The 18,616-nt window shown below is 32.6% G+C and carries 12 protein-coding genes; 6 read left to right on the plus strand and 6 right to left on the minus strand.

All coding sequences use genetic code 11. The features are described from left to right. Positions 1–286: 286 nt before the first annotated feature. The 4 genes from CLORY_RS13890 to CLORY_RS13905 form a co-directional block, all read right to left on the minus strand. Positions 287–1,183, minus strand: coding sequence for a carbohydrate ABC transporter permease (locus CLORY_RS13890; protein WP_079425469.1), 897 nt, complete (start codon positions 1,181–1,183; stop codon positions 287–289). 36 nt (positions 1,184–1,219) lie between these two features. Then, on the minus strand, positions 1,220–2,203 hold the full coding sequence (locus tag CLORY_RS13895) for an ABC transporter permease (protein WP_341456645.1): 984 nt from the start codon (positions 2,201–2,203) through the stop codon (positions 1,220–1,222). A gap of 210 nt (positions 2,204–2,413) precedes the next feature. Then, the gene (locus CLORY_RS13900; protein WP_079425471.1) at positions 2,414–4,561 is read right to left on the minus strand and encodes a beta-galactosidase; all 2,148 of its coding nucleotides are present in this window, start codon (positions 4,559–4,561) and stop codon (positions 2,414–2,416) included. Between the two features lie 349 nt (positions 4,562–4,910). Continuing rightward, positions 4,911–6,440, minus strand: coding sequence for an MBL fold metallo-hydrolase RNA specificity domain-containing protein (locus tag CLORY_RS13905; RefSeq protein WP_079425546.1), 1,530 nt, complete (start codon positions 6,438–6,440; stop codon positions 4,911–4,913). A 227-nt stretch (positions 6,441–6,667) separates the two neighbouring features. Between CLORY_RS13905 and CLORY_RS13910 the strand changes: the two genes are divergently transcribed. From CLORY_RS13910 to CLORY_RS13940, 6 genes are all read left to right on the plus strand, one after another. Next, on the plus strand, positions 6,668–6,976 hold the full coding sequence (locus CLORY_RS13910) for a winged helix-turn-helix transcriptional regulator (protein ID WP_079425473.1): 309 nt from the start codon (positions 6,668–6,670) through the stop codon (positions 6,974–6,976). Between the two features lie 94 nt (positions 6,977–7,070). Then, positions 7,071–7,364, plus strand: coding sequence for a DUF4491 family protein (locus tag CLORY_RS13915; RefSeq protein WP_079425475.1), 294 nt, complete (start codon positions 7,071–7,073; stop codon positions 7,362–7,364). Positions 7,365–8,222: 858 nt separating this feature from the next. Next, positions 8,223–9,062 (plus strand): CvfB family protein, encoded by an 840-nt coding sequence (locus CLORY_RS13925; RefSeq protein WP_079425479.1) that lies wholly within the window; start codon positions 8,223–8,225, stop codon positions 9,060–9,062. Between the two features lie 19 nt (positions 9,063–9,081). Then, on the plus strand, positions 9,082–10,275 hold the full coding sequence (locus CLORY_RS13930; RefSeq protein ID WP_079425481.1) for an exonuclease SbcCD subunit D: 1,194 nt from the start codon (positions 9,082–9,084) through the stop codon (positions 10,273–10,275). Positions 10,276–10,277: 2 nt separating this feature from the next. Then, positions 10,278–13,415, plus strand: coding sequence for an AAA family ATPase (locus CLORY_RS13935; RefSeq protein WP_079425483.1), 3,138 nt, complete (start codon positions 10,278–10,280; stop codon positions 13,413–13,415). Between the two features lie 81 nt (positions 13,416–13,496). Further along, positions 13,497–15,749, plus strand: coding sequence for a M1 family aminopeptidase (locus tag CLORY_RS13940; protein ID WP_079425484.1), 2,253 nt, complete (start codon positions 13,497–13,499; stop codon positions 15,747–15,749). 40 nt (positions 15,750–15,789) lie between these two features. Here CLORY_RS13940 and CLORY_RS13945 read toward each other — a convergent pair whose 3' ends face one another. Together CLORY_RS13945 and pyk are read right to left on the minus strand one after the other, a co-directional pair. After that, positions 15,790–16,380 carry a thymidine kinase gene (locus tag CLORY_RS13945; RefSeq protein ID WP_079425486.1) on the minus strand — a complete coding sequence of 197 codons (591 nt, stop codon included), beginning with the start codon at positions 16,378–16,380 and terminating at the stop codon, positions 15,790–15,792. 245 nt (positions 16,381–16,625) lie between these two features. Then, positions 16,626–18,371, minus strand: a complete 1,746-nt coding sequence (gene pyk / locus CLORY_RS13950) for a pyruvate kinase (protein WP_079425488.1) — start codon at positions 18,369–18,371, stop codon at positions 16,626–16,628. Positions 18,372–18,616 lie beyond the last annotated feature (245 nt).

An 18,616-nucleotide genomic window follows, 5' to 3' on the forward strand; every position in this document is an offset into this window, starting at 1 on the left:
TGCTACAATGCTGTGATATTGACGGTTATATCTCTCTGTTTTTGAGTTCCTTCGCCGTTAATACTTTCCTCACTGCATTAATTTGTCATGCTGTCAAGGGTGGCGACTTCTTCCTCCTACCTATTTTGCCCTAACTTTCTCTACTCTTTTTTTGCTTTTCAACTTTACTTTTCTTTACTAATTTTTTTCATAGTAAACTTTACACTATCATCAATTTCATATGTCACATCTATTGAAAGCTAATAATAATTAATTAAAGCATTCAACCATAAATTAATAGACTATATTAGCCCTTTACGGCTCCAATCGTAATACCTTGTACAAAGTATCTTTGTACAAATGGATAAAGAAGTATTATAGGTCCAGTAGCTACTACTGCTGTTGCCATTTTCAGAGATTCGGTCGGCAATTGCTGTGCCGATACATAATTAGAAGCTGTTGAAGCACTTAAAAATTGCGCACTTTGAAGTGTTTTATACAGTAAATATTGAAGCGGGTACTTCTCTGGACTCTTTATAAAAAGTGATGCCATAAACCAATCATTCCAATATCCAAGCCCTAAAAACAACCCTACTGTAGCCAATACTGGTTTTGCAAGAGGTAATACTATCCTCCAGTATATTAGGAAATCACCAGCTCCATCTATTTTTGCTGATTCAATAAGCGCCTCGGGTATGGAGCTCATGAAATTTCTTACCAGCAATATGTTAAAAGCACTTGCCATACCAGGAATTATAAGCACAAGATATGAATCCTTTAATGCCAGATATTTAGTTATCAATATATACCAAGGTACAAGTCCTCCATTGAACAGGGTTGTGAAATATATGAAGAATGATATTTTATTTCTATTTTTAAAATCCTTTCTGTGAAGGACATATCCTGCCATAGACATTATTATTATTCCTCCCAGGGTTCCTAACAAAGTTATCATAATGCTGACTCCATAAGCCTTTAGTATTTGCCCTGGATTGTCAAAGAGCAGCCTATACGCCTGTAAGGAAAATTGTTTTGGCATAAGTGAAAATCCATACTTTGAAATTGCTCTATCTGATGTAAACGATCCTGATATTATTAACCAAAATGGTACTAGACACAGTATTGTAAGTATTGATATTATTACATAACCGATTATATTAAAAGTAATGTCAGATGTACTTTTTTTAATTGAATTTGCCGCCATTTAGTTTACCTCCATCCATAAAATGTTTTTCTATCCCTAAAACAACGCATAATCCTCATTTACTCTCTTAATAACCGAATTTAAAGTTATAATAATCACAAATCCGAATACAGATTGATAAAGTCCTGAAGCAGTTCCCATTCCAATATCAAAATTTACAGCTAGGGATCTGTAAACATATGTATCTATAATATCTGTAGCATTAAACAGTACTCCGTTATTTCCTATTACTTGATAGAATAGATCAAACTGTCCTCGTAAGATGCCTCCTATACTAAACAAAAGCAGCATTATAAATGTTGGTTTCAGAAGTGGAAGCGTAAGATATCTTATCTTTTGAAAGATATTACAGCCATCAATATCAGCTGCCTCATATATTTCTCTGTCTATTCCCATTATGGCAGCCAAATATATAACAGTTCCATATCCTAGTCCCTTCCACACATTGAAAAACACTAAAATATATTTCCAATATGAAGGATGTGAATAAAAGTCAACAGGTGCTAGTCCAATACTTTTTAAGAGTGCATTAACAGAACCATGTTCAAAATTAAATAGATTATATACAAAAGCACCTACCAGTACAAATGATATAAAATATGGTAAAAACATCACTGACTGAGTTAGCTTTTTAAATAATTTTCCACTCAGTTCGCTAAGCAAAACTGCCGTTATAATCTGAAGTGAATTACCTATTATGATAAAAGCTAAATTATACAAAACTGTATTTCTTGTTAGTGTCCATATAATAGCTTTGCTTCCTCCTTGAAATAGAAATTTAAAATTATCAAATCCTACAAATGGACTGTTCATCAAACCACCATAAAAGTTGTATTTAGTAAATGCATAATATATACCCATCATAGGAAGATAGGAAAATATTATGAATAAAATAATTGCAGGTGATACCATCAGATATAAGGTTCTATGATCTCTAATGTCTTTAAGAAGACCACTTTTTTTATTCATGTTAGTTCTTCTATGGTGAGTATCTGATTTTCCTACTTGCATACTCCTCATTGTTAGCTCTCCTCTCAAAATATTTTATTTTCATCTGTCATTGGTGCAGCACCTATTCTAAAATAACTCTGAAACGTTTACTGTGTAAATTATACATATACTAATAGGTTGTACATTTCCCCAAAAAGTTATTATACTTTCAGAAAATAATTAGACTTTTATGAACCAGCTTACATTATTTAAATTACTGTAATCCCTGTGTTTACGCGCTTAATAAGAAGTTTTATAACTTCCATCGAAACCGTTTATCGAATAATTTACTATCTGCCCATTTACAACTTTAATTATAGAAACTGACTTTTTACCGCACTCGACTTCAAGCTTTTTATATAACTTTCTATCAAAAATATCTAAATATTGAACTATAATTTTCTTATCACTAATGCCTCTATTATTTATAAATAGATAAATAGCCTTGCTTTCAAAGTTAGCTAGAGATATTACTTCTGCATCTTCTTGTTCTGAATATGCATATCTGGTGTTAACCTTCATCTTGTCTAAAATCTTTTGATAAACTCTTCCATCTATAACATAGTGATCTATAAATATAAATTCTCCCTCTCCAAAACTTCTAGATATAGCTAATGTTTCATTTATCTTACCATCACTAATCTCTTTCCAATCCTCGCCATCTTCGTTAAAGAAAAAGTCTTTAAGCTTCACTGCAGGTTCAAGCTTTAAATCTTTATCTGGAATAATCGGTAAAATAATTAGCTTTCCACCGCCAAGTACGTAATTGATGAGTTTATTCTGAGTTTGAGAATCCATTATTTCTTGAGTTAAAGCTATCATTACAGGAATTTTACCCAAAGCTTTTTCTGAAGCTCTCTGTACATCAATACAGTAATAATCAATGTTATTTTCTATAAATCCTTTCATAACATTCTGCATGAATTCATTAGCTCCAACAGGTATGCTTATTTTGTTACTGTAATACTCTTTTTTTACCTCGCCATATTTTGTATATACATAGGCGTAATTATAGGGTGTATAAAATCCAATAGCCACATCAGCATTGTATTTTGCCTGAATAAACTCTTCACCTTCAGTCTCTGTGAATGTTGTGAGTCTCTTTAGTATTGCATAACAATCTGTTAGGTTACCACTTGCATCTATAGGTGAACTTCCGGGATAAGGTTCTGGACTATTGGAATAAGGTTTTTCATTCAAGGTTCCGCTTTGATTTCCATCAACTATGGTATAGACATTTGTCCCCTTTAAAAACGGCATAGTGTATCTTGTAAGAAAATCAGATCTTCCGGCATCGGACCATCCCCAATTAAGCTCCGGAGCAAAATTGGGTCGGTTTATTTGTCCTCCTTTTAATTGTTTTAATCTTCTTATACCTTGAGTATAAGCATCCATATCATTTTCAGGAGGAGCACTCAGCCAAAAATTAACCCCCATCCACATCACATCAGAAAGGCTGCCGAAATTCATTGGAGCTTCATCTTCAAGCATTCCTGCATTATGGTAAAAAGGTACCGTCATACCTAAGCTTCTAAATATGCTAGCATAAGTTTTAAGCGTTTTAACTCCATAGTATTCCCTAAACATTGTCCAGTCCTGAAAGGCAAGCCAATGCTTTTTATTTAATATCTCTCTATCAAGCTTTCTAGGCGGTTCAATATAGTCAAAACTTACATAGTTAGAAGCATGCTTCTCATTGTAGGTCTGAATATCTCTATGCTTCTCTTTAAGCCACCGCCTGAACATGTTTATAATTACTTCTGAGTATCCCCACGAAAATGGACTTGCAAGTTCACTTGTGCTGTACGGAAATTCATTTTCTATCTGCATAGCCACTATAGGTCCCTGTGGATACTGTCTATCTTTTAATATATTTTCATACACAGCTGTGTACCATTTATCAACATATTTTAAATAGACAGTATTAAGAAAATCCGGCAAAGGTTTATTGTCCTGTCTAAATCCTACAACTCTATTGTTACTATCCTTCATCGCTATTTCAGGATATTTTGCTGTAAGCCAATCAGGTATAGCTCCATGCTGTACCTCCGCACATATAAATGGTCCTGGCTTAGGAAGAAAGTACATACCAAGCTTTTCAATAAGCTTAATAAATCTAACTACATTACAGCGGTCATCCCCTGATTTACCCGTAAAATCGAATCTTCCTTCTTCTTTCTCATGTATGTTCCATGGAATATATGCTGTTATAAATTTGACTCCTGCTGCTTTTATTTTTTTTAACCTGTCTTCCCAATGCGAAGAATTAATTCTATAATATGGCATCTCTCCGGACCAAAAATATATGGGCTTCCCGTTAAACAAAATATCATCCTTTGTTATTTCAAGTCCTCTGTCGAATAGCTTATCTACCTTTTCTAATATCATAAGTTCAAACCTCCAATCAAGATTTACATTTCTAGATTAATTTAAAAATATTTACTCTGTAAATTATAAATATCTGTATCTATATAAACTTTTCCATAAAAACACACTATACTTTTCAGCAAAACTTGCACTTTTTCAATATTTTAAAATCTTAGCAAAATGAATCTATTTGAAAATATAAATGGTTTGCCACCAAAAATAAATATTGGTGGCAAACCATTTATATTTTAATATACTTTTATGGCATACTAATTTGTATTTTGCAGGAGTTAAAAACTCTATTTGTTTGTATTGATATTAGTATTAGAAATAACCTTGTGTATGCTGTTAATTTTGAACAACATTTTTCTTATTCCCAATTTCCGGCCTTTATGCTGTCAATTATCTGCTGCCTGCTCATGTTTTCTATATCCAGATTATTAATAAATTCAATCAATCTTCTCTTGGTAGAGATTTTGTTTACATATTGTCCGTTCTCTTCTATTTGTCCTTTAGCACCTATCTTAATAAGTTCATTATCTGAAACAATTTCAGCATGGATGTTGTCATTGTCCAGCAATTCTTTAAAACTAAACATACTTTCTGGATTACCATGAACTAAAAATACTTTTTGAGGCATTTTCTCAAAACCAGTTATCCATTCATATAAACCATTCCTATCCGCATGTCCTGACAGTCCATGAAAAACATGAATCTCTGCATTTACAGCTATTTCTTCACCAAATATCTTTACCTTTTTAGCACCATCTACTATAGCTCTTCCTAGTGTTCCCTCTGCCTGATACCCTACAAATACTATGGAACTTTCTTTTCTCCACAGGTTATGCTTAAGATGATGCTTTATCCTTCCTGCTTCGCACATTCCGCTTGCAGATATTATTATGGCTCCGCTTTCTATTTTATTTAATTCTGCTGACTCCTCCTGAGATTTTATAAAGGTAAGTCCTTTAAAGTTTAATGGATCATCTCCAGCCTCTACATGCTGCTTAGCTTCTGAATCAAAATACTTATTATGCTTTTTAAATATTGCAGTAGATTCCACTGCCAATGGACTATCCACATATACCTTACAATCCTTGAGTTCGTTATTTTCCACATACTTATTGAGTGCATAAATTACTTCCTGAGCTCTTCCTACAGCAAAAGACGGAATTATAACATTGCCGCCTCGTTTAAAAGTTTTCTTTATAATTCCAACCAATTGTTTCATTTCATCCTTTGCATCAGTATGGAATCTATCACCATAGGTTGTTTCCATTATTACATAGTCAGCAAATTTTATATTTGTAGGATCATTTATAATAGGAATATTTTTATTTCCTAAATCACCGCTATATACTAATCTAATTTCCTTATCTTCTTTAATAATAAGCTCTATGCAAGCTGAACCTAATAAATGTCCTGCATCCCTAAATATAATTTTAAACCCCTCAAATAGCTCAATAGCTTTATCATATGGATATCCATGAAAAAGTTTCATACATTTTGATGCATCTTCACTGGTATACATTGGTTCCAGCAAATCAAGCCCTTGTCTTATCCTTTTTCTGTTTTTCCACTCTATTTCTGCTTCTTGTATATGTCCACTATCAGGCAGCATAACAGAGCATAAGTCTTTTGTTGCGTCTGTTGTAATAACCTGACCTTTAAAACCTTTTTTAAACAGCAACGGTATCCTTCCAGAGTGATCAATATGGGCATGAGACAATATTACATAGTCAATATTTGATGCATCAAATGGAAAATAGCTATTACCCCTTTCATTAGAATCATGACCTTGATATAAACCACAATCTAATAAAACCATTTTATCTTTTATTTTTAGTATGTGACATGATCCTGTAACCGTTTTAGTCGCTCCGTAAAATTGTATCTGCATAAAAACCCTACCTTTCATATTCTTTTGAATATTGATTTTTGCCTTTATTCCTAATTTATAATTTATTTCTTCCATTATCTCATACATTTTTAATAATTAAAACAGCTAGTATAATAAGCAGGATAAACTTTTATTTTCTATGAAGTCTTACTAAAGATTACCTACAAATTAATGTTTATTTACTTTTCCTTTTTAGCGTTGTAAAATATATCTGTGAGGTGAACAATATGAATGATTTTCATCTTTGCCCTAAATTTGAAGCAGCTTTTGAGATGTTAGGGAAAAAATGGACTGGACTTATCATAAGGGTACTTATGGATGGTCCTAAACGATTTTCAGATATAAGACAGCTTATACCCGATTTAAGTGACAGAATGCTTACAGAAAGATTTAAATTTTTGGAATCTGAAGGAATTATTGAACGCAAGGTTTATCCTGAGATTCCTGTAAGAATAGAGTATTCACTTACGGATAAAGGTCAAGATTTGAAATTTGCATTAGACGAAATACAAAAGTGGGCTAATAAATGGAAATAATAAAGTGCTGTGGTGTATAAGTATGTTTCACTTAGTCAATAATTATGAATAAGTGGCTTTCACGCCACAACACTTTATTTAATAGGTGATAAAATTGTATTTAAATTATTTTGGTTTCGCAATGGGATTAGTAATGCTTCTAGCTACTGGTATAGGACATATCATAGTCATAAAAGGTGAATATTATCTTGGGATAAAATGCTGGTCTCTTTTTTTGATAGTTGGTCTAGCATGTATAACAGTATCCCTAGTGGTGCATTCGCCATTCTTGTCAGGATCTTTGGGTATTATTGGTGTAACCTTTCTATGGGGCATTGGCGAATTGTTCAAACAAAAAGAGAGAGTAAAAAAAGGTTGGTTTCCTGAAAATAAAAACAGGAAACATTAGTTGGTGATTTGGGGATGCAATATATAAAAAGTTTTAACAATTACATAAAAATATCAGTAATAAGTATAGCTATGTTGTATTTGGTTTTTCTATATTCGGATTTTACAGGTGTATATAGCTTAGTTCCTACTTATATTCTAAAGTATATATGCATCATTTTGAGTTTTTCTATAACGTTAGCTTATTCGAGAAGTTATTTGAATAAAAAAGACTTGTTTCTGATAAGAGCAGCTCTTTTTTTCACTCTAGTATCTGATTTTTTTCTCGTAGTTGAAAACAAATTTATACTAGGAGTTATGTTTTTCTGTATTGTACAGTTTTTTCACACATTACGGTATTCAAGAAACTCTGTCTATATTGTTATTCTCAGATTCTCAATATCGTTTCTAACGATATTTTCTATTTATATTTTACTTAATTTCGCTGATAAGAAAATTGATATCATTATACCATTGGCATTGTTTTATTTTACTTGCCTCTTAACTAGTGTGTATTTTTCAATCACTGCTTTCAAAAAAAGATTATTTCCACTTCCGAATAATGTGCTTATAGTGATGGGAATGACTCTTTTTCTGCTATGTGATATAAATGTTGGTATTTTTAATATAACCCCCATGATAGACTCAAATTATTGGATAGTAAAGTTTCTATACTCACTGTCCTCTAATCTGATTTGGTTTTTTTATGCACCTTCTCAGCTCTTTCTAGCGATAAGTGGTATAGATTTTGGATCATCACATCCTATTAATAAACAACGTCCTATTAATAAACAATACGAACATTAAGTGTATATTCCTGTATTTATTTTTTCAAATATGGTAGCATATATTCTATAGATAATAAAGTGAGGTAATTGATTTGATTAACATAGGTAAATTAAATACATTAAAAGTAAAACGAAAAACAAATTTTGGCTATTTTCTAGATGGCGGTACAAGAAATACTAGTGATGACATTCTATTGCCTTTGGGAAGTACTCTGGGTAACGAGTTAGAAGTCGATTCTCTCGTAGAAGTATTTATATATTTGGATTCCAAGGATAGACTTATTGCTACGATGAAAAAGCCTTTAGCATATGTAGGAGATGTAGCATACCTAAAAGTTGTTGCTTCGACTCGTATAGGCAGCTTTATAGACATAGGACTTGAAAGGGACGTTTTTGTTCCATTTAAAGAGAAATTATATCCATTGAAGGATGGGTTTTATTACTTGTTTTATCTATATGTAGATAAAACAAAGCGTATAGCTGCAACAACAAATATAGATAAGTATATTGATGTCACTGATGATTATAAAATCGGCGATAAAGTAACAGGAACTGTTTATGGTTTTCAAACAAATAATACAGCAATGATAGCTGTAGATAATAAATATAGGGGCATCATTCTTCCAAATGAATATTTTTCATCATTACATGAAGGTGATCAGCTCCATCTTAATGTAATAAAAATATATGAAGACGGCAAATTAGGCCTCACACCTCGAAAAACCCCTAAGGTAGAGCGGATTGAACTTCAAGATATAATACTAGAGTATCTTAAGGCTCATTCTGGTTCGATGCCTTTTAATGATAAAAGTTCACCTGAAGATATTTATGATGCCTTTCATGTAAGCAAAAACCATTTTAAAAATGCCTTAGGCAGTCTCATGAAGAGGAATCTTATCTCTCAGGATAACAATGGTACACGATTGATTTAAGGTCATTGGAGGATTATAGATGAAATTTATACATACAGGAGATTGGCACATAGGTAAAATAATTAATGAATTTAGTATGCTGGAAGAACAGCGATTTGTATTAAAGCAGCTTGTAGAACTAATAGCAGCCGAGAAGCCTGATGCACTTTTGATTGCTGGAGATCTGTATGACAGAAGTATTCCTCCTGTAGAAGCTGTAGAGCTGATAGATGATGTTTTCAGTAAAATTCTATTAGAATTAAAAGTACCCATACTTGTTATTGGAGGGAACCATGATAGTGGTGAAAGAATATCTTTTTGCAGCAGTATCCTGACTAAAAACGGATTACACATAGTTGGCACGCTGTCGAAAGAAATTAAAAAAATCCAATTAAAAGATGAGTTTGGTGCTGTTAACTTTTATATGGTTCCATATTCAGATCCCAGAGAAGCTAAAAGCATATTTGAAGACGACAGTCTAACAACTCACGAACAAGTTATGCTTAAAATTATTGAAAATATAAAACAGGATATTGCTTTTCATGGTTATGATAGAAATATAATGATAGCCCATGGTTATGTATCAAATATAAAAGGTTCTTCTTCGGAAGATGATTCTGCAGAAGGACCTGTCACTTGCGATTCAGAACGTCCACTGAGTATAGGAGGCACTGATATAATTGACGCCAGCATATTTGACGCTTTCAATTACACCGCTCTAGGGCATCTGCACGGTTCCCAGAAAATAAAAAGTGATAAAATACGATATTCAGGTTCCTTGCTCAAATACTCCTTTTCGGAGGTTAAGCATAAAAAAAGTGCTGCTATAGTTACCCTTGATAATATAGGTAACGTAAATGTGGTTCTGAAGGAGCTGACACCTAAAAGAGACATGCGCATAATAAAGGGTCCTCTAAAAGAGTTATTAAAACCAGAAGTATACAGTTTAGGTAATACTGAAGATTATATATTTGCACAGCTTACAGATGAAGGTGAATTAGTAGATCCTATGCAAAAACTTCGTTCAGTTTACCCTAATGCTATGGGGTTATCTCGAGAAGGCCAAGCAGCTCATTCACAAAGCAGTACTTCTGCGTCAAAAGGTTATAAAGATAAATCCAAGCTCGAATTGTTTTGTGAATTCTATAAATCAGTAAAAGGCTCTGATTTATCGCCTGAAAAATTATATATAGTAACAAATATTATTGAAAAAGTTGAGAAAATGGTGAGATAAATATGCGTCCTATAACTCTTACAATAAGTGCATTTGGTCCATATGCGCAAGTTGAAACAATAGATTTTACAAAGCTAAAAAGTAACAATATATTTCTTATTACAGGTCCTACTGGTGCCGGTAAGACCACTATATTCGATGCAATAAGCTATGCACTTTTCGGTGAAGCATCTGGAACTTCCCGTGATAAAGATGGCTTAAGAAGTGACTTCGCTGATGATTCTATGCCTACCTTCGTAGATTTCCAGTTCAAATTAAATGAACAAGTCTATAGAGTAATACGGTATCCTCAGCAGGAAAGAAAGAAAGTCAGAGGAGAAGGTTTTGCATTAAAAGCAGCTGAAGCTGAACTAATTCTACCAACTGGTAAAGTCATAACAAAGATAAGTGCTGTAGATGAAAAAATCACTTCTCTTATCGGTATTAATAAAACTCAGTTTCGTCAGATTGTAATGCTTCCTCAGGGTGAATTTAGAAAACTTCTTGATTGCGATAGTTCCGAACGAGAAACCATATTCAGAAAAATTTTTTCTACAGAAGATTTCGAAGTAATACAAAAGAAGCTTGATGAAGAAAGTAAAACGCTATATAGAAAAATTGCAGATATAAAAAAAGAGCGTGATACCTATATAAAGCATATTTCTGCAGGTGATGATGAAAGTTTGAATAACCTGCTACAGTCAGATAACTTTAACGTACCGGAAATAGTAGAAAGGTTAAAATATGCTATTTCACATGATAAAGATTCTTTTTCCGACGTTGAAAAACAGATAAATGGATTAAAGTTAAAACAAGAAAACCTTCAGAAAAGCATAATTTCTGGAGAAGAGACAAATAAAAAAATTCGTAATCTAGATAATTTATCTTATAGTTATAATGAATTGATAGAAAAAGGACAGATTTTTGTTGATAAATCAACTCATCTTCAGCTAGCACGAAAAGCTCTTAATGTTACTGCTATCGATAAGACCCTCTCAGAGAAAAAAGAAGAATTGTATTTAAAGCGCATACAATATAAACAAGCATTAGATAATTTTAATAAAATTAACGATGATATCTTAATTGCAAAAAAAAATCTGAAGCTGGAGGAATCTAAAGAAGATTACAGGAAAGAACTTTCTGATAAGATTGCTCTTTTAAAAAGTTACGAAGAGAATATAAAATCATATGAAAATGAACTCTCAACTATTAACATAATGGAAAAAGAGCTTACTTTGAAGCAAAATAATATTTCAGACCTTAAGTTAAAGATAAAAAATAACAAAGAAGCCCTGGATGACTATAGCAAAAAATTATCTGCAGCCCAAAAGGCTTCTGCTGAAAAAGAAAAAATAGATAGAATGGCATTTGAAGTTAAGACGATAATAGATAATCTGCTTTCACTTCATAAGCTATTGACTCAATATGTTAATGCTAAAAATAATTATAATTCGTCTACAAAGGATTTTAATCAATTTGAACATAGGTACTTAAGCAAGAAAAAACAATATGAATTTATGGACGATAGTTATCGTAAAGGTCAAGCTGGAATTCTTGCGTCAAGATTGATGCCGCAAGAGCCCTGCCCAGTATGCGGTTCACTTGAGCATCCATCCCCTGCGGCGCTCATAGACGGAATTCCTTCAGAAGATGATTTAAAAAAATTGAAAGCCGAATACGAGCTGCTGAAAAACGAACGAGATGATAAACTTAAATTTTTAGCTGACCTAAATGGTTCTATTACTAACATGAAATCTAGTATCTGTGAAAAGCTGGAAAACCTAAATGATTATCTTGCTGACTGTAACAAGCTTGATGAGCCAGAACAGCTTTTAGAAACCATAGTAGCTACAGGCAAGAAGCTAAGAGAGCATTTAAACGAGTTGTCTATTAACCAAAAACAACTTCTAAACGTAATTAACTCCATTGCCGGCATCCAAAAATCTATAGAGAGTCTTAATAATTTAGTAAAACAGCATGAAGATACAGTTACTAATTTTGAGGCAGAATATACTGATTTCTTCGCTAAGGTTCAAAGTAAAAAAGAGTTTATTTCAAGGATAGAAAATGAAATTCCGCCTGATATTAGATCTACATCACAGCTGACAAAAAAACTATGTGTAATTGATTCAGAAGTTGATGCACTGGATAAGTCCTATAAGCTGGCACAAAAAAGATTTAATGATTTAGAAAAAGATTTAACTGCTTGCACGACAGATATCAATTTAAAGAAACAGAATATTTCAGAACTAGAAGAATCTATTTTGAAATATGAAAAACTACTTAAGGAAGCTCTATTATCTGCTGGTTTTAAAGACTATGCAGAATATACTAAGCTCAAATTATCAGAAACTGAAATTCAGCAGCTAGATAGTGAAATAAACTCATATTATCAAAATGTAAAGAGTCTAAAGGATAGGCTTAACGATGCACAGAAGGATTGTAAAGGACTCTCTGTAATTGATATTAACACTTTTTCAGATGAGCTTAATGTCATTAAGCTTAATGAGACAAAACTTGAACAACTTAGTAAGGAGATCTTTGCCAGAATTGATAGCAATAAAAGATGTCTAGCTGCCATTACCAATTTAAGTACAAAAATTGAAAAAGAAGAAGATAGATTTAATATTATAGGTGATTTAGCTTATGCAGCTAATGGCTTTAATGCTGAACGGATAACCTTTGAAAGGTATGTGCTGGCAGCTTATTTTGATGAAATAATTTCAGCTGCTAATATAAGACTATACAAGATGAGTTCAGGTAGATTTCTGCTTTATAGGAAAAGAGAAAAAGGAAAAGGAAAAAAACAGGAAGGACTTGAGCTTGAGGTATATGATAATTACACTGGAAAATTTAGGCATGTAAAGACTCTTTCCGGCGGAGAAAGTTTTAAAGCTTCATTATCTTTGGCCCTTGGTCTTGCTGATATAATTCAATCCTATTCAGGCGGAATAAATTTGGATACCATATTCCTAGATGAAGGTTTTGGTACTTTGGATTCTGAATCATTGGATAGTGCAATTCAATGTCTTATGGAGCTTCAAAATGACGGAAGACTTGTAGGCATTATCTCTCATGTAGATGAGCTTAAGGAACGAATAAATGCTAGACTTGAAATTAATCCTACGAAGGATGGAAGTAAAACAAAATTTGTAATATAAATCATTAGTATATAAATAGTCCACTCACAATTGACGGCTTTTTATGTACTGCATCAAATAGATAAAAGTTGGAGGTAAACTATGAAAAAATACGTTGGCCCTTTTTTTAAAGGGATTCTATTGCTGGTGATACTGCTTTTTACGACTATAATCATTTCATCAGCTTATACACCTTCTTTGAGTGCTTTATCAAAGATACTGTATTTTGTACCTTATTTCCTTGCTGCACTGATCACTTTATTCATATTAGTAAAAATGAATAAAGATAAATTTATCAATTATGGCCTGAATTTTAAAGCTTTTACTGCCAATAACTTTCTTAGAGGTATGCTTTATGGATTTTTCTTTTCGCTGTGCCTGCTTATATTGCTTCTTGTAACATTTGAGGCAAATGTACTTGGTTTTGTAAAACAAGACCAGAATATCTTTTCTGTAGCTGTACTTGGAATATTAAATATTTTTCTTTATGTACTTGGTCAGGAACTGTTGTTTCGAGGGTATCTGCTTAACTACTTCAGAAAAAAATTCACACTGGTAGGCGCTATAATATTAGCATCTATAATATATGCAATAGCAATACCTTTCAATTCAGCTATAACACCTTTAGCTTTCTTTAACAATGTACTGTTTGGTGTACTATTGAGTGTAATTTACATTAAATCAGAAAAAATTGAATACGTTATTGGTATGCATTTTACATACAGACTACTATTTAACTTTCTACTCTCTACACCAGTTGAAGGAAAAGTATCAGCAGGAATCTTTAACCTTGGTTTTATGAACGTAGATCTACTTAATGGTGGAATGTATGGTGTCCAAGGTGGAATTATATTCTTAGTTGTTACAGTCCTATTTTCTGTATTTATATGCTTGAAAAATAAAATACATATAAGATTGACAGTAAAAAATATAGTACTCTCATGTTTACTGATATGTTTCACTGCTGTCTACATTTTTGTTGATGTAAAAGCGTGGTCATCACAACATGTAAAAAATGATACTGTACCTGTTAAATCTGCAGAAAAATTAAGTAACATAAACAATTACAATATGATCTGGAATCTTGACACAGATAACAAAAGAGTGAATGCTACTGAAGAAGTAGATTATATAAACAATTCGTCAGACAGTCTCAGCGAAATATATTTCCATATGTATGCTGCTGCATTCAAAAAATACAAAGGTGATATATCAATTCTCAGTGTAAAAGTAAATAATGAAAAGATCAAATACTCAGTAGAAGGTATAGATGATACTCTTTTAAAAGTACCGCTTCAAGAAAAACTACTTCCTCAAAAAAGAGTAAAAATATCTATTGAATACATTGTTTATGTTCCAAAAAGAAGCTACGATGGATTTTCTGATAGGTTTGCCTATAGTAATAAGTTTATAAATTTAGGCAATATTTTTCCTATTGCTGCAGTATATAAAGATGGTGCATGGGATAAGCATGCATACGATAAGAAAGGTGATGCGTTCTACAGTGAAACCAGCAATTTTTCTGTGAAAATTACTGCTCCAAAATCATATATTCTAGCATCAACAGGAAATATAGTATCCGAAAAACTTAGGGGCAGAAATAAGATATGGAAAATGCAGGCAGACACTGTAAGAGACTTTGCGGTCGTTGCAAGTCAGAGCTTTAAGGTTGCTAAAGCTAACGTAAATGGCACCATAGTAAAATCTTATGCATTAGATATAAATAAAGCCCAAAAGGTTCTTAAATTCTCTGTAGATGCCATAAAATCTTTTAATAACCGCTTTGGTGAATATCCTTATGCAACTTGCTCTGTAGTTCAAACTGATTTAAATGGAGGAATGGAGTATCCAAATCTTGTTATGATAGGCTCCTATGCATATGATAATATTAATGCTAATTCTATATTTACCTGGGCAATATATAACAGTCCTACTGGTGAATTAGAGTTCACTGTTGTACATGAATTAGCCCACCAATGGTGGTATGGTCTTGTAGGTAATGATGAATATAGAAATGCCTGGATAGATGAACCTCTTACTCAATTTTCTACTCTTCTTTACTATAAAGATGTTTATGGTAAAAAGAGATTTGAATCAGTATATAATAAATCTATCGCCTTAAATTACACCATATACAAAGCTGCTCTTACGACTAAGAATTTTAAGCAGCCTTTAGATAAATATAGTGATTTAGAGTACAATGCATTAATTTATTATAGAGTACCAATGCTTATAAAAAAGTACTATGATTCTGTCGGCGATGAAAAATTCAACTCCGTTCTTCAAGATACATTTAATAAATATAAATTTAAAGTTCTGGACGCTAATAATTACCCTATACCACTCAAAAATTAATAATTAACCAAAAAATCCAGCCTTAAGCTGGATTTTTTGGTTAATCAAACGGTGGTTTGAAACATACTCTGCACCTTGGTTCGTAACTTTCCTTATCTCCTTCGTAGATGGTTTGCCCCTTTTTTGTTACAGGCTTTCCATTGCTTAATCTTTGGCTGAAGATAGCTCTCCTCTTTTTGCATTTGCTGCATACTGGATACATATGCTGTACCTCATCCGCCATAGCGATTATGTCACCCATTTTCCCGAAAGGTTTTCCTTCATAATCCATATTGAGTCCAGAAACCACTACTCTCTTTGTGAATATTAATCTTTGCACCAATTCAACAATCTTTCCTTTAAAAAACTGTGTTTCATCTATACCTACTACATCATATTGTTCACAGTTTTCCAGTACATTTTCTATGACCTCATCTGTTATAAACTCTGGTAATTCTTCAGCCCTTCTCGATAAACCTGTCCTAGATACAATAATATTCTTACCGTCTCTTGTTGCTATATTAGGTTTAAATAGAATTACTTTTTTTCCTTCGTAAGTCTCCGCCATGTTTATGCTATGTATAAGCTCTCCGCTTTTTTCACTGAACATTGGCCCAGTTATTACCTTTAATCCAATCTCTTCAATAAACATTTTTTGCTCCTTTTTCAGATAAACAATACGAAAACTTAACTATCAAGCTTGAAAACATCGGATATTCGACAGGTTTGGCTGCTTGTAAGTTAATAGAATTTGTTTATCTATTGATGACAAACTGAAGAATTTACATAATTTAAGAGCTTAATCCACCATAAAAATTAGTATGTCTAATTATATTATGGTGAACAGAGCTCTAAACAATATATTTATGCAATTTCATAAATCATTATTTTGTTATACTAAATATTATCATTTAATACTAAACCATTATTTGAATCTACTGTAACTAATCTTCCACTCTTTAATATTTCTAACGCATTATGCGCTCCAACTATTACAGGTATATCTAGCGTAAGTCCAACAGTAACAGCATGCCCATCCATTTCTGGCTCCTCTACAATAATAGCTGCTGCATTTTTAAGGTATGGGATCATAGCATTATTAGTATTTTCTACAACTAATATATCTCCATCGCTAAAGTTCTTTTCTACGTCATCAAGAGTCTTACAAACACACATTTTGCCTGTGAATTTTCCTTTACCTATTCCACTGCCTTTTACTAATATATTTCCCACAGTGTGAACCTTTAATAGGTTTGTTGTTCCGCTTACTCCAGCTGGAACTCCTGCTGTTATAACAACAACATCACCGTTCTTTACAAGCCCAAATTCTAATGCCTTTTTAACCCCTATATCAAACATTTCTTCCATACTTCCAACCTTTTCAACCTTGCATGGTATTACTCCCCAAGACAGAGAAAGCTGTCTATGTACTACTTCACTATCTGTAGGTGCTATTATAGGACAATTTGGTCTAAATCTTGAAATCATTTTTGCAGTTTCACCAGAATGCGTAACTGATATTATTGCAGCTGCATTTAATTGAAGTGCTGTACTACATGTGGCATAGCTTATGGCATTTGTTATGCTGCCCATCATATCAAATTCCATAGTTTTAAGCAATTTTCCATAGTTAATTGCTTTTTCAGTAGTAAGAGCAATTCTAGCCATTGTCTTTACACTTTCGATTGGATATTTTCCTGCTGCACTCTCTCCTGAAAGCATAATAGCACTTGTTCCATCATAAATAGCATTAGCCACATCGCTGGATTCAGCTCTTGTAGGTCTTGGATTCTTTATCATTGAATCCAGCATCTGAGTTGCAGTTATTACTGGCTTACCATTTTTATAGCATTTTTCTATGATCATTTTTTGTACTATTGGTACTTCCTCAGCTGGTATTTCTACACCCAAATCTCCTCTTGCTACCATTATACCGTCTGCTACTTTAAGTATTTCATCAAAATTGTTAACACCTTCACGATTTTCTATTTTAGGTATTACCTTAATATGTTCTCCTCCAAATTTCTTTAGAAGTTTCTTAATCTCTGTAACATTAGACGCCTTTCTTATAAAAGAGCAGGCAATGAGGTCAAATCCATTTTCTACTGCGAATTTAATATCTGATATATCTTGTTCAGTTATAGCTGGTAGATGTGTATCTGTTTCAGGTATATTAACTCCTTTGTTGTTGCTTATTGCTCCGCCATTTAAAATTTTACAATATATATCTTTGTCAACTATCTTCGTAACTTCAATAGCTACCAACCCATCATTTATTAGTATTCTAGTACCAACCTTAACATCTTTATACAATTCTTTATGGGATATTGAAGCCTTTTTTTCATCGCCGAGAATGTCTTCATTTACTAATACAAATTCATTTCCCGTTTCAAGTGTAACTTCTCCCTTTTCAAACTTTCCAAGCCTTATTTCTGGTCCTTTGGTATCAATAAGTAAAGGTATAGGAATCCCAAGCTTTTCTCTTACTCTTTTTACTCTGTCTACTCTTACTTGATGTTCAGCGTGAGTTCCATGTGAAAAGTTTAATCTGGCAACATCCATTCCATTCAAAATAAGTTGTTCAACCATCTTATCATCGTCAACTGCAGGTCCTAATGTACAAACGATCTTTGTCATTCTCATTACTACCAACTCCTTTTCAATTAAAATTATACTATATCTTTTTGATTTCTCATATACTAGAATTTAGCATAATATTTATTTGTTGATTTTATATTTAAATATAAAATGAACTAAACAAGTGAATTAAATGAAGATAATATTAAGTAGTTAGTGTATGCTTTAAATAGAAAAGAGTAAAGAGTAGAGAGAAAAGTGAAAGAAGAAATTCTGCTGTGCAGAATTTCTGAGAATTTAAACTTGATTAT

Source organism: Clostridium oryzae (assembly GCF_002029235.1).
Taxonomy (GTDB): Bacteria; Bacillota; Clostridia; order Clostridiales; family Clostridiaceae; genus Clostridium_AE; species Clostridium_AE oryzae.

Coding starts and splice junctions, on each gene's coding strand:
- CLORY_RS13900 (WP_079425471.1), bottom strand. CDS start 4,561: ATGATATTAGAAAAGGTAGATAAGCTATTCGACAGAGGACTTGAAATA.
- CLORY_RS13930 (WP_079425481.1), top strand. CDS start 9,082: ATGAAATTTATACATACAGGAGATTGGCACATAGGTAAAATAATTAAT.
- CLORY_RS13910 (WP_079425473.1), top strand. CDS start 6,668: ATGAATGATTTTCATCTTTGCCCTAAATTTGAAGCAGCTTTTGAGATG.
- pyk (WP_079425488.1), bottom strand. CDS start 18,371: ATGAGAATGACAAAGATCGTTTGTACATTAGGACCTGCAGTTGACGAT.
- CLORY_RS13905 (WP_079425546.1), bottom strand. CDS start 6,440: ATGCAGATACAATTTTACGGAGCGACTAAAACGGTTACAGGATCATGT.
- CLORY_RS13895 (WP_341456645.1), bottom strand. CDS start 2,203: ATGAGGAGTATGCAAGTAGGAAAATCAGATACTCACCATAGAAGAACT.
- CLORY_RS13890 (WP_079425469.1), bottom strand. CDS start 1,183: ATGGCGGCAAATTCAATTAAAAAAAGTACATCTGACATTACTTTTAAT.
- CLORY_RS13940 (WP_079425484.1), top strand. CDS start 13,497: ATGAAAAAATACGTTGGCCCTTTTTTTAAAGGGATTCTATTGCTGGTG.
- CLORY_RS13935 (WP_079425483.1), top strand. CDS start 10,278: ATGCGTCCTATAACTCTTACAATAAGTGCATTTGGTCCATATGCGCAA.
- CLORY_RS13945 (WP_079425486.1), bottom strand. CDS start 16,380: ATGTTTATTGAAGAGATTGGATTAAAGGTAATAACTGGGCCAATGTTC.